Raw genomic sequence first — 12440 nt, 5'->3', positions numbered from 1 at the left:
CGCGCACGGGGGTGGCCGTGTATAGGGCGGCCACGCGGGTGCTCTTCCGGCTCGACGCGGAGGCCGCGCACGAGCGGACCCTGCGGACGTTGCGGACCGCCGCGCCGCTGTTGCGGATGCGGCGGGCGCCGGCGGCGCCGGTCAGCGTGTTCGGGATCGAGTTTCCGAACCCGGTCGGGCTCGCCGCGGGCATGGACAAGAACGGCGTGGCGCTGCGGGCGTGGCCGGCGTTGGGCTTCGGGTTCGTGGAGGTCGGCACCGTCACCCTGCACGCCCAGCCGGGCAACCCGCGGCCGCGGCTGTTCCGGCTGCCGGCGACCGGGGCGATCGTCAACCGGATGGGCTTCAACAATGCCGGCGCGGCGGCGCTCGCGGAACGCCTGCGGCGGCTGGGCCGCCTGCCGTACCCGCTGGGGATCAGCCTCGGCAAGAGCAAGGTGACGCCGCTCGCCGAGGCGGTCGACGACTACGTCGGGTCGCTGCGGATACTTGGGCCGTACGGCGACTACTTCGCCGTCAACGTCAGCTCACCGAACACGCCCGGCCTGCGGTCCCTGCAGGACCGGGCGTTTCTCGGCGACCTGCTGGGCGCGCTCCGGGAGCACACCGACCGGCCGCTGCTCGTGAAGGTCGCTCCCGACCTGACCGACCCGGCGCTGGCCGAGCTGCTGGAGGTGGCCGCCGAGCACCGGGTCGACGGGATTATCGCGACCAACACGACGGTGTCGCGGGCCGGCGTGGTGGCGTCGGAGTCGGCCCTCGCGACCTCGCAGGAGGGCGGGCTGTCCGGTCCGCCCGTCCACGATCGGGTCATTCAAGTAGTGAAGTTAATCACTTCGCAGAGTTCGATCCCGGTGATCGGGGTCGGCGGCGTCGACTCGCCCGCGGCCGCGCGGCGCCTCGTCGACGCGGGCGCGAGCCTGGTGCAGCTCTACACCGGGCTGGTCTACCAGGGGCCGGCGCTGGTGCGGGCCTGTGTCCGGGAACTGGGAGGGGTCCGGTGAAGCATTTCGGGGCGCGCCTGCGGGCGGCCATGGACGAGCGGGGTCCGCTGTGCGTCGGCATCGACCCGCATCCGTCGTTGCTCCACGCGTGGGGGCTGCCGGACGATCCGGCCGGCCTACGAAGATTTAGCGAAACGGCCATATCGGCGCTAGCTGGGCGGGTTGCCGCGATCAAGCCTCAATCGGCTTTTTTCGAGCGGCACGGCTCCGCCGGCGTGGCGGTTCTTGAGTCAACTATCCGACAGTTGCGACAGTCGGGGACTCTCGTGATCCTGGACATCAAGCGTGGAGATATCGGCTCGACGGCCGCCGCGTATGCGGACGCATACCTCGATCCGGCGTCACCGCTCGCCGCCGACGCGATCACCGCGAGCCCGTATCTCGGGTTCGGCTCGTTGCGTCCGATGATCGACACAGCCCTTGCCAGCGGCGCCGGGGTGTTCGTTCTGGCCCGCACCTCGAATCCCGAGGGCGGCGCGGTCCAGCGGGCCGTCGGGTCGTCGGGCCGAACTGTTGCGCAGACGATTATCGACGAGATTGCGCAGGTCAATGCCGGTTTCGACCCGATGGGTAACGTCGGCGCGGTGGTCGGCGCGACCATCGGTGGTGACCCTACGGAGCCGCCGCTGGACCTTGCCGGCATGCGCGGACCGGTGCTCGCGCCGGGCCTCGGTGCCCAGGGTGCGCGCCCCGGAGACCTGCGTTCCATCTTCGGTGCGGCGCTCCCGTCCGTGCTCGGGGCGTACTCGCGAGAGATCCTCACGAGTGGACCCGGTATCGACGCTCTCCGAGCCGCCGCCGACCGGGCCGCCGCCGACCTACGTCACAATTTGTGATCTCGTTCTTGAGGATCATGGCGCGCCAACGTTGCCGAATGCCGCGTGGAAGACTAGTTTTCCCCGCGCCAGTAACACCCGTTTCAGTAGTCACAGGAGTGCACAGCTACCCCGTGTGCACTCGGCGGGGGCACACTGCACGAAGTGCACCCGCAGTAACCCCAGCAGTTGTCCACCACATTCAGTCAAGGACCTGAGGAGACCTGGTGCCGCTTCCGTCACTGAGCCCGGAACAGCGCGCTGCAGCCTTGGAGAAGGCGGCGGAGATTCGCAAGGCCCGCGCTGAGCTGAAGGACCAGCTCAAGTCGGGCAAGACCTCGCTCGCCGAGGTGCTCGGCCGTGCCGAGGACGACGTCGTCGGCAAGCTGAAGGTTTCGGCCGTGCTGCAGGCGATGCCGGGCATCGGCAAGATCCGTGCCCAGCAGATCATGGAGAAGCTCAAAATTGCTGACAGCCGGCGCCTCCGTGGCCTCGGAGATCAGCAGCGCAAAGCACTGCTTGGGGAGTTCGCCAACAGCGGGAAATAACCGCTTGGTAGAAACAAGCAGTGAGCAACGATGACGACGCGCGCCCGGCAGCCCGGCTGACCGTCCTTTCCGGCCCCTCAGGAGTCGGCAAGGACAGTGTCATCGAGCTGATTCGGGCGCGCTCGCCCTGGGTCTGGCTGTCCGTTTCCTGTACTACGCGTCCGCCCCGGCCCTACGAGGTCGACGGCACCCACTACCACTTCGTCGACCGAGACGAGTTCCGGGCGCATGTCCGCGAGGGCGAGATGCTCGAATGGGCCGAGTTCGCGGGCAATCTCTACGGCACGCCACGCGGGCCGGTGGAGCGTCATCTCGCCCTCGGGGAGCCCGTGCTGTTGAAGATCGACCTACAGGGTGCCCGGCAGGTGCGCCGGTCGATGCCGTCGGCGCGGCTGGTCTTCCTCGCTCCACCCAGTTTCGAGGAGCTGGCCCGCCGGCTCACCGGCCGTGGCACCGAGGACCACGCGACGATCGCCCGTCGCCTGGCCCACGCCCGTGAGGAGATGGCGGCCGAGGCGGAGTTCGACACGACCGTCGTCAACGACAACGTCGAGCACGCCGCGGAGGAGCTGGTAGGATTGCTCGGTTCGCGGTTGTTCACCGCTCCGATAACTCTCCCGCAGTGATTGAGGTTTGATTCTCCGTGGCCGGAACCGTCGCCAACCCCGAAGGCATCACCAACCCGCCGATCGACGAGCTGCTCGAGAAGAGCTCCTCCAAGTACGCCCTGGTGATCTTCGCGGCCAAGCGCGCCCGTCAGATCAACGCCTACTACAGCCAGCTCGGCGAGGGCCTGCTCGAGTACGTCGGCCCGCTGGTCGAAACCACTCCGCAGGAGAAGCCGCTCTCCATCGCGATGCGCGAGATCAACGCCGGTCTCCTCACCGCCGAGCCGACCGAAACCGCCTGACTTGATCGTGCTCGGTGTGGGCGGCGGAATCGCCGCCTACAAGGCGTGCGAACTGCTCCGCCTGTTCACCGAGTCGGGCCACCCGGTACGGGTGGTCCCCACCGCGGCCGCCCTGGAGTTCGTCGGGGCGCCCACCTGGGCCGCCCTGTCCGGGCAGCCCGTCGCCACCGAGGTGTGGCACGACGTCCACGAGGTGCCGCACGTCCGGATCGGGCGTGCGGCTTCTCTCGTCGTGGTGGCACCGGCCACCGCCGACCTGCTCGCCCGCGCCGCCACCGGCCTCGCCGCCGACCTGCTCACCAACACGCTGCTCACGGCCCGCTGCCCGACGCTGTACGCGCCGGCCATGCACACCGAGATGTGGGAGCACCCGGCCACGCAGGCCAACGTCGCGCTGCTCCGGGCGCGGGGGGCCGTGGTGCTCGAACCGGCCGTCGGACGGCTCACCGGCCAGGACACCGGCAAGGGTCGGCTGCCCGAGCCGCCCGAGATCTTCGCCGCCGCGCTGGCGCTGCTGCGGCGGTCCGGCAAACCAAATGACCTCACCGGACGTCGGGTCGTGGTCACCGCCGGTGGCACCCGCGAGCCGATCGACCCGGTGCGGTTCATCGGCAACCGCTCGTCGGGCAAGCAGGGGTACGCGTTCGCCCGCGCGGCGATCGCCCGCGGGGCGTCGGTGACGCTGATCGCGGCCAATGTCACGCTGCCCGACCCGGCCGGCGTCGACGTCGTGCGGGTCGAGACCACCGAGGAACTGCGGGCGGCCACCGTCGCCGCCGCCGAAGGAGCCGACGTGGTGGTGATGGCGGCCGCGCCGGCGGACTTCCGGCCCGCGCGCTACGCGTCACAGAAAATCAAGAAGACGAATGACGGCGCCACGCCGACCATCGACCTGGCGCTGAACCCCGACATCGCGGCCGAACTCGGCGCGAAGAAGCCGGCCGGGCAGGTCCTGGTGATCTTCGCGGCCGAGACCGCCGGCGGCGACGCCGCGCTGGCCAACGCCCGCGAGAAGCTCGCGCGCAAGGGCGCCGACCTGATCGTGCTCAACGACGTGGGTGGCGGGCGCACGTTCGGCGCCGAGACCAACGCGGCCGTCGTGCTGGACTCCACCGGGCCGCGAGCGACGCTTGGTGAGATGACGAAGGACGAACTCGCCGACGCTGTAATCGACCACACACTTTCCCGGCTCGCGTAAGTGTCGGGTGCCTGCGGTGCTGGCTGCGCCGTAGACTCTCCCGAAACCCGCTAGGAAAGCTCTATTTCATCAGTCACGAGGGAGCACTGTGGCACGGCGCCTCTTTACCTCCGAGTCGGTCACCGAGGGCCACCCGGACAAGATCGCTGATCAGATCAGTGACGGCATTCTTGACGCGTTGATCGGCGCCGATCCACGCAGCCGCGTCGCAGTCGAGACGCTCATCACCACCGGCCAGGTCCACGTCGCCGGTGAGGTCACCACCAGCGCGTACGCCGACATCCCGGCGATCGTGCGGGAAACGATCCTCGGCATCGGCTACGACTCGTCGAAGAAGGGCTTCGACGGCGCGTCGTGCGGCGTCAGCGTGTCGATCGGGTCGCAGTCGCCCGACATCGCGCAGGGCGTCGACACCGCGATCGAGCAGCGCAGCGGCGAGGCCGCCGACCCGCTCGACAACCAGGGCGCCGGCGACCAGGGCATGATGTTCGGCTTCGCTTGCAACGAGACGCCCGAGCTGATGCCGCTGCCGATCGCGCTCGCGCACCGGCTCGCCCGTCGCCTCACCGCGGTGCGCAAGGACGGCACCGTCCCGTACCTGCGGCCCGACGGAAAGACCCAGGTCACCATCGAGTACGACGGGCTCAAGCCGGTCCGGCTGGTCACCGTCGTGGTGTCGAGCCAGCACGCGCCCGACATCTCGCTCGAGTCGCTGCTCTCGCCCGACATCAAAGACCACGTCATCGCGCCCGAACTCGGTGGCCTGAACCTCGACACCGACGGCTACCAGCTGCTGGTGAACCCCACCGGCCGGTTCGAGATCGGCGGCCCGATGGGCGACGCCGGCCTCACCGGCCGCAAGATCATCGTCGACACGTACGGCGGCTACGCCCGCCACGGCGGCGGCGCGTTCTCCGGCAAGGACCCGTCGAAGGTCGACCGGTCGGCCGCCTACGCGATGCGCTGGGTCGCCAAGAACGTGGTGGCCGCCGGCCTCGCCGAGCGGTGCGAGGTGCAGGTCGCGTACGCGATCGGCAAGGCCCACCCGGTGAGCCTGTTCGTCGAGACGTTCGGCACCGAAACCGTGCCGGTGGAGAGCATCGAGAAGGCCATCGACCAGGTGTTCGACCTGCGTCCGGCCGCGATCATCCGCGATCTCGACCTGCTCAACCCGGTGTACCAGCAGACCGCCGCCTACGGTCACTTCGGCCGCGAGCTGCCCGGCTTCACCTGGGAGCGCACCGACCGCGTGAACGACCTGAAGAGCGCGGCGGGCGCTTAACATCGCCGCTTGGACCTGTTCGAGGTAGAGGTACCGGGAGCCGCTTCCGCGGCCCGGGCGGCTGCCACGGCCAAGGGGCGCGGCAAGGCGGCCAAGGCCGCCAAGGAACCGGCCGCGACCGCGCCGGTGGCGCGGGTGGTGGTCGAGGTCGGGCTGCCCCACCTCGACCGGCCGTTCGACTACCTGGTGGCCGCCGCCGACGACGCGGCTGCCCGGCCGGGCGTGCGGGTGCGGGTGCGGTTCGGCGGGCAGTTGGTCGGCGGCTTCCTGCTGGAGCGGGTCGACCGCTCGGAGCACGACGGCCGCCTCGCGTTCCTCGACCGGGTCGTCTCGCCGGAGCGCGTGCTCACCGCCGAGGTGGCGGCCCTGGCCCGCGCCGTCGCCGACCGGTACGCGGGCACGCTGGCCGACGTCCTGCGTCTGGCGGTGCCGCCCCGCCACGCCCGCGCGGAGGCCGGTCTTGACATAAACGACGCTCGATCCAGTGTGGAATCCGGCCCGGAATCCGCACCGGATCGAGCGTCGTTTGTGGAAGACCCCGGGTGGGAGCGGTACCGGACCGGTGCGGCCTACCTGCGGGCGCTCGCCGATGGGAAGGCGCCCCGGGCGGTGTGGGGCGCCCTGCCGGGCGAGGACTGGCCGGCCCGCGTCGCCGCCGCCGTGGCCGCCGTGCACGCCACCGGCCGGGGCGCGCTGGCCGTCGTCGCCGACGCCCGGGACCTCGACCGGCTCGACGCCGCGCTCACCGCGCACCTCGGCTCCGACCGGCACGTCGCGATCAACGCCGCGCTGGGCCCGGCCGAGCGGTACCGGCGGTTCCTCGCCGCCGCGCGCGGGTCGGTCCGGGTGGTGGCGGGCACCCGCGCCGCCGCGTTCGCGCCGGTGGAGAACCTCGGCCTGGTGGTGATCTGGGACGACGGCGACGACCTGCACGCCGAACCCCGGGCGCCCTACCCGCACGCCCGGCAGGTGCTGCTGACCCGCGCCGAGCGGGCCGGCTGTGCCGCCCTCGTGGGCGGGTTCACCCGCACCGCCGAGGCGCAACAGCTCGTCGAGGCGGGCTGGGCGCACGAGCTGGTCGCCGATCGCGCCGCCACCCGGGCGCACGCGCCGCGCGTCGTCGCGTCGGGCGAGGACAACGACCCGGCCGCCGGCTCGGCGCGGCTGCCGACCCTGGCCTGGAAGGCGGCCCGGACGGCGTTGGCCGCCGGCGCGCCGGTGCTGGTGCAGGTCCCGCGCCGCGGGTACGTGCCGTCCGTCTCGTGCGCCCGGTGCGGCACGCCGGCCCGGTGTAAGCACTGCTCCGGGCCGCTCGCCCTGGCCAGTGCCAGCGGCGTGCCGGGCTGCCGCTGGTGCGGCCGGGCCGCCGCCGACCATGCCTGCGTCACCTGCGGCGACCGGCGGATGCGGGCCTCCGTCATCGGCGCCCGGCGGACCGCCGAGGAACTGGGCCGGGCGTTCGCGGGCGCGCCGGTGCGCACGTCGGGGCGCGACGCCGTGCTGGCCACCGTCCCGGCCGAGCCGGCCGTGGTGGTGTGCACCCCCGGCGCGGAACCGGTGGCCGAGGGCGGCTACGGCGCCGTGCTCCTGCTCGACACCTGGGCGCTGCTGACCCGCGCCGACCTGCGGGCCACCGAGGAGACGGTGCGCCGCTGGTTCGCCGCGGCGGCGCTGGCGCGTCCGGCGGCCGACGGCGGCCAGGTGGTGGTGATGGCCGAGGGGGGATTGGCCACGGTCCAGGCGCTGGTGCGGTGGGACGCGGCCTGGCTCGCCGCCCGGGAACTGGCCGAGCGGCGCGAGCTGGGCTTCCCGCCGACCGCGCGGATCGCGTCGGTGACCGGTGCGGCCGACGCGGTCGCGGACCTGCTGGCCGCGGCCGACCTGCCGGCGGAGGCCGACCTGCTCGGGCCGGTGGACACCGGCGAGGAGGGGCAGGAGCGGACGCTGGTGCGCACGTCCCGCGGCGACGGGCTGGCGCTGGCGGCGGCGCTGAAGGTGGCGATCGCGGTGCGCAGCGCGCGGAAGGCGCCGGGGACGGTGCGGGTCCAGATCGATCCGCTCGAACTGCTGTAGACGGCCCGGGGTGCGGCGGGGCGACCAGGGAAGAAGCCCCACCGCACACCAAGGCGCCGGCCGACCCCGAAGGGTCGGGCAGGAGGTCCGGCGGCCGTTCCTCAACAGTGCGTCGTGAATCGGCCCTTGCCATCGGCTGCTCGGTGCGGGCGTTCGCCTGATCGCACCACATCCCGCTGCTAGGCTTCGAACACGGTAAGTGATTACTCGATAGCTTGTAGTGCTTGCCCCTGGGGAGGCGCAACATGCAGGTCGCGATGGACGGCGAGCTGGCCCTCTATCAGCAGATGATCGACAGCATCACCGACTACGAGGTGATCAAGCTCGACGACACCGGGCACGTGCGCACCTGGCACGAGGGCGCCGCGCGGCTGTTCGGATACGCGGCGGGGGAGATCATCGGACGTCCCGGCAGCGTCTTCTACCCCGAGGACGACGTGCGCGACGGCCGCCCCGCCCAGGATCTGCGCGCCGCCGCCGAGACCGGCCGCCTGGACGCCGAGGGCTGGCGGGTCCGCAAGGACGGCACCCAGTTCTGGGCCTCGGTCACGCTCACGCCGATCCGGGGGCACGGCGGCACGCTGCTCGGCTTCGTCCGCGTCACCCGCAACCACACCGACCGGCGCGAGCAGGAGATCGAGATGCGCGCCGTCGAGCGGATGCTCGACGCGATCACCGACTACGAGGTGATCCGGCTCGACACCGACGGCGTGATCCGGTCGTGGAGCCCCGGCGCCGAGAAGCTGAAGGGCTACCGGGCCGCGGAGATCATCGGTCACCACGTGTCGACGTTCTACCCCGAGGACGACGCCCGCAACGGCGTGCCCGACCGGGAGATGGCCGGCGCCGTGCGGCTGGGCCGGCTGGAGACCGAGGGCTGGCGGGTCCGCAAGGACGGCAGCCGGTTCTGGGGCAGCACGATCATGAGCCCGATCCGCGACGACTCCGACACGGTGATCGGGTTCGTCTCCGTCGGCCGCGACCTGTCCGACAAGCGGGCGCAGGAACTGCTGGTGCAGCGTCAACAGGACGAGATCCTGGAGCTGTCGACGCCGGTGATCCAGGTCTGGGACAAGGTGCTCGTCCTGCCGATCATCGGGACGCTCGACAGCGCCCGCGCCGCCCGGCTCACCGAGGGGCTGCTCGAACGCGTCGCCGCGTACCAGGCCGAAGTGGCGATCCTCGACGTCAGCGGCGTGCCGGCGGTCGACACGGAGGTGGCCCAGCACATGCTCAAGACCGTCGAGGCGGCCCGGCTGATGGGAGCCACCAGCATCCTGAGCGGCGTGCGCCCGGAGACGGCGCAGGCGATCGTGCACCTGGGCATCGACCTGGGCTCGCTGCGCAGCCGCAGCAACCTGCGGGAGGCGCTGCAACTGGCGCTCACGATGGTGGGCGCGGCGCCGGCCCTGACCGGCAACCGCGACCGGGACGCGCTGGTGGGCAGCCATGCCTGAGCTGGTTCCGATCATGCGGATGGGCGGCAACCTGCTCGTCATGCTTCAGGGCGACCTTGAGGACGCCACCATCGAGGAGATCGAACGGGAGGTCACCCGGGAGGTGGCCCGGACCTCGGCCCGCGGCGTGCTGATCGACGTCAGCGGGCTGTCCGTGGTGGATTCGTTCGTGGCCCGGATCATCTCGCGGATCGTCGCGATGATCCGGCTGCTCGGGGCGGATGCCACGATCGTCGGCGTGCAACCGGCCGTCGCGATCACACTCGTCGAACTGGGCGTGCCGCTGCGGCACGTCGACACGGCACTCACAGCGGAGCAGGGTATGGCGCGTCTGCGCGGACGTCGCGATGAGTACGTCCACTGACCTTGCCGACCCCCAGGCACACACGCACACGGTCCCGATCGCGGCGGAGGGCGACCTCCTCCGGGTCCGGGCGGTTCTCCGGGCCGAGGCCCGGGAGGCGGGCCTGAACCTGACGGCCGCCACCAAGCTCGTCACCGCGGGCAGCGAACTGGCCCGCAACATCTTCCGGTACGCCACCCACGGCCAAGGGGTCGCGACGATCGAGCCGGCCGAGGACCACGGCCGCCGCGGGGTGCGGGCCACGTTCCGGGACAACGGGCCCGGTATCGAGGACATGGAGGCGGCCATGCGCGACGGCTACAGCACCGCCGACAGTCTCGGGCTCGGCCTGCCCGGCAGCCGCCGGCTGGTCGACGAGTTCAGCATCGAGTCCGACGTCGGCAAGGGCACCACGGTCACGATCACGCAGTGGGGCCGTTGAGCCGGTGACCGGGGTGAACGCGCCGCACCGGGTGCTGGTGGGAGGCCGCCAGCCGGCTCACGCGCGGTGGCCGGTGGGCGCCGACGCCGACGTCGGCGCGGCTCGTCGCGAGGTGGCGAAGCTCGTCGACGACCTGAGCCCGGACAAGGACCGGCACGGTCGCGCCGAACTGGTCGTCACCGAACTCGCCACCAACCTGGTGCGCCACGCGGGTGGCGGCTGGCTGCTGGTCCGCGCGCTCACGCCGTCCGCTATCGAACTTGTCGCCGTCGACGACGGCCCGGGCGTGACCGACCCGGCCGGCGTCCTCGCTGGCCCGGGAGCCGGGCCGGGAGCCGGGCGGGTGCCGGACGCGGCGGGCCTCGGCTGCGGCCTCCGCGCGGTCCGCCGGGCCTCGGCGCGGTTCGACGCCTGGACCGGGCCGGGCCGCGGCACGGTGATCCTGTCGGTGGTCGATCTCGCGGAACCAAAAGATCATCCGGGACGCCCACCGGAGCCGCGCCGCTGCGCCGGCGTCTCGGTCGGCGTCGTCGATCCCTGCGGTGACGGGTGGGCGGTCGCCGAGGACGGCGACGTGCTCACCGTGGCCGTGGTCGACGGGCTCGGCCACGGCCCGAAGGCGTCGCTGGCCACCGACGCGGCGCTGATCGGGTTCGCCGCGGGCGTCGACGACTTCGAGCAGTTCGTGCCGCGCGCCAATGCCCGGATGCGCGACACCCGCGGCGCCGCGGTGACGATGTGCCGGATCGACGCCGCCGAGGGTCTGCTGCGCTACTTCGCGATCGGCAACGTCAACGGCCGCGTCGTGCCGGCATCCGGTGACGCGCGCGGGCTGGTCACCTACGGCGGCACGCTGGGGCTGCACGTCCAGCCGCCGCGCACGCGGATCGCCTCGATGCCGTTCCCGGCCGGCGCGAGCCTGGTGCTGTGGACCGACGGCCTGTCGTCCCGGCTCGTCCCCGACCCCGAGCTCCTCGGCCACGATCCGGCCGTGGCCGCGGCGACCCTGCTCCGCGATCACACCCGCAACCGCGACGACGCCACGGTCGTCGTCGTGTCACCGGGAGGGGCCCGATGACCGGCTTCGATGCTCTTCCGGCCGAGATCGAGGCCCTGCGCGCCGAGGTCGAGGCGTTGCGCGTCGAACTCGACGAGACCAGCCGCGGCCTGCTCGCCGTCTACGCCGAACTGTCCGACAAGAGCGACGAGCTCGAACGCGCCCGCGCCGAGGCCCAGCGCACCGCCGACGCGAAGGCCGCGTTCCTGGCCAACATGAGCCACGAGATCCGCTCGCCGCTCAACGCCGTCATCGGCTTCACCACCCTGCTGCAGGGGACCGGACTCACCGCCGAGCAGGCCGAGTACGCCGGCATCGTGCGCGGCGCCGGCGACCACCTGTGCGGCGTGATCGACGAGATTCTCGACCTGTCGAAGATCGAGTCCGGCCGGCTGGAGCTGGAGAGCATCCCGTTCGACCTGGTCGCGTGCGTCGAGGACGCGGTGACGATGGTCGCGCCCCGCGCCGAGGAGAAGGGCCTGGCGCTGGCATCGCTGTTCGGCCCCGGCACGCCCGACACCGTGGTCGGCGATCCGGTGCGGCTGCGGCAGGTGCTGGTCAACCTGCTGGCGAACGCGGTCAAGTTCACGCGGGAGGGCGAGGTGTCGGTCGAGGTTGACGTCGTTCCCGGCGCCGTCGCCGTCGCCTTTGCCGGCGCCTTTGCCGCGGGCCGCCGGTGCGACCTGCGGATGACCGTCCGCGACACCGGGATCGGCATCCCCGAGGACGCGATCGCCCGCGTGTTCGCCCCGTTCACCCAGGCCGGCACCGACACCACCCGCAAGTACGGCGGCACCGGGCTCGGCCTGTCGATCTGCCGCGAACTGGCGCAGCTCATGGACGGCGGCATCGAGGTCGAGTCCAGGGTCGGTGTCGGCTCCGCGTTCACGTGCACGGTGTCGCTGGAACAGGCCGAGCCGGGTGTGCCGGACGGGCCCGACCTGCGCGGGTTGCGGGTGCTGGTCGAGCACGGACAGCCGCTGGTGCGGGAGTCGCTGCGGCGCCAGCTGAGCCGCTGGGGGGCCGAGGTCGTGTGCGGGGGCGGGACGCCGTTCGATCTCATGATCGTGGACGCGCGCAGCACGCCCGCCGGTGCCCTCGCATCCGGGTCGACGGCCGTGATCGCGGTGGTCGGACTCGCCGACCGCTCGCCGGCCGACAGCCGGTACACGGTGCGCACGCCGGTGCGGCGCGCCCCGCTACGCGACGCGGTGCTGGGCGCACTGGGCCGCCGGACCGCCGACCTGGCGCTGGCCCACTCCCGGCCGGTGGCGGCGCACGAACAGCCGGTGGCGGCGCACGAATAGCGGG

13 protein-coding genes are annotated in these 12440 nt (G+C 72.2%); all 13 read left to right on the top strand.

The window, feature by feature from the left end; translation table 11 throughout:
• Positions 1–11: 11 nt before the first annotated feature.
• The 13 genes from Vau01_RS28235 (at position 12) to Vau01_RS28175 (ending at position 12436) form a co-directional block, all read left to right on the top strand.
• Positions 12–1004, top strand: a complete 993-nt coding sequence (locus Vau01_RS28235) for a quinone-dependent dihydroorotate dehydrogenase (RefSeq protein ID WP_203998502.1) — start codon at positions 12–14, stop codon at positions 1002–1004.
• On the top strand, positions 1001–1840 hold the full coding sequence (pyrF, locus tag Vau01_RS28230) for an orotidine-5'-phosphate decarboxylase (RefSeq protein ID WP_203998499.1): 840 nt from the start codon (positions 1001–1003) through the stop codon (positions 1838–1840). Before Vau01_RS28235 ends, pyrF begins: the two co-directional genes overlap by 4 nt.
• A gap of 206 nt (positions 1841–2046) precedes the next feature.
• On the top strand, positions 2047–2367 hold the full coding sequence (gene mihF, locus Vau01_RS28225) for an integration host factor, actinobacterial type (RefSeq protein WP_203934001.1): 321 nt from the start codon (positions 2047–2049) through the stop codon (positions 2365–2367).
• Between the two features lie 20 nt (positions 2368–2387).
• The gene (gene gmk, locus Vau01_RS28220; RefSeq protein ID WP_203998497.1) at positions 2388–2993 is read left to right on the top strand and encodes a guanylate kinase; all 606 of its coding nucleotides are present in this window, start codon (positions 2388–2390) and stop codon (positions 2991–2993) included.
• A gap of 17 nt (positions 2994–3010) precedes the next feature.
• Entirely contained in the window at positions 3011–3277 is a 267-nt protein-coding gene (gene rpoZ / locus Vau01_RS28215) for a DNA-directed RNA polymerase subunit omega (RefSeq protein ID WP_203998495.1), read from the top strand.
• A 1-nt stretch (position 3278) separates the two neighbouring features.
• The gene (gene coaBC, locus Vau01_RS28210; protein WP_203998492.1) at positions 3279–4475 is read left to right on the top strand and encodes a bifunctional phosphopantothenoylcysteine decarboxylase/phosphopantothenate--cysteine ligase CoaBC; all 1197 of its coding nucleotides are present in this window, start codon (positions 3279–3281) and stop codon (positions 4473–4475) included.
• Between the two features lie 88 nt (positions 4476–4563).
• Complete coding sequence (gene metK / locus Vau01_RS28205) at positions 4564–5757, top strand: methionine adenosyltransferase (RefSeq protein ID WP_203998489.1); 1194 nt, start codon at positions 4564–4566, stop codon at positions 5755–5757.
• A gap of 138 nt (positions 5758–5895) precedes the next feature.
• Positions 5896–7830: a primosomal protein N' gene (locus Vau01_RS28200; protein ID WP_203999081.1), complete on the top strand. Its 1935-nt coding sequence runs from the start codon at positions 5896–5898 to the stop codon at positions 7828–7830.
• Between the two features lie 245 nt (positions 7831–8075).
• Positions 8076–9287, top strand: a complete 1212-nt coding sequence (locus Vau01_RS28195) for a PAS domain S-box protein (RefSeq protein ID WP_203998486.1) — start codon at positions 8076–8078, stop codon at positions 9285–9287.
• A complete protein-coding gene (locus Vau01_RS28190; protein WP_203998484.1) occupies positions 9280–9651 on the top strand; it encodes an STAS domain-containing protein in 372 nt (123 codons plus the stop codon). The genes Vau01_RS28195 and Vau01_RS28190 overlap by 8 nt, the downstream gene beginning before the upstream one ends.
• Positions 9635–10072, top strand: a complete 438-nt coding sequence (locus Vau01_RS28185) for an ATP-binding protein (RefSeq protein ID WP_203998482.1) — start codon at positions 9635–9637, stop codon at positions 10070–10072. The genes Vau01_RS28190 and Vau01_RS28185 overlap by 17 nt, the downstream gene beginning before the upstream one ends.
• Before the next feature lie 4 nt (positions 10073–10076).
• Positions 10077–11150, top strand: coding sequence for a SpoIIE family protein phosphatase (locus tag Vau01_RS28180; RefSeq protein WP_203998480.1), 1074 nt, complete (start codon positions 10077–10079; stop codon positions 11148–11150).
• Entirely contained in the window at positions 11147–12436 is a 1290-nt protein-coding gene (locus Vau01_RS28175; protein ID WP_203998477.1) for an ATP-binding protein, read from the top strand. Before Vau01_RS28180 ends, Vau01_RS28175 begins: the two co-directional genes overlap by 4 nt.
• Positions 12437–12440: the final 4 nt, after the last annotated feature.

The sequence above is a fragment of the Virgisporangium aurantiacum genome (assembly GCF_016863635.1).
GTDB lineage: Bacteria > Actinomycetota > Actinomycetes > Mycobacteriales > Micromonosporaceae > Virgisporangium > Virgisporangium aurantiacum.
The sequence above is the reverse complement of the archived record's forward strand: the minus strand, read 5'-3'. Positions and strand labels throughout refer to the sequence as shown.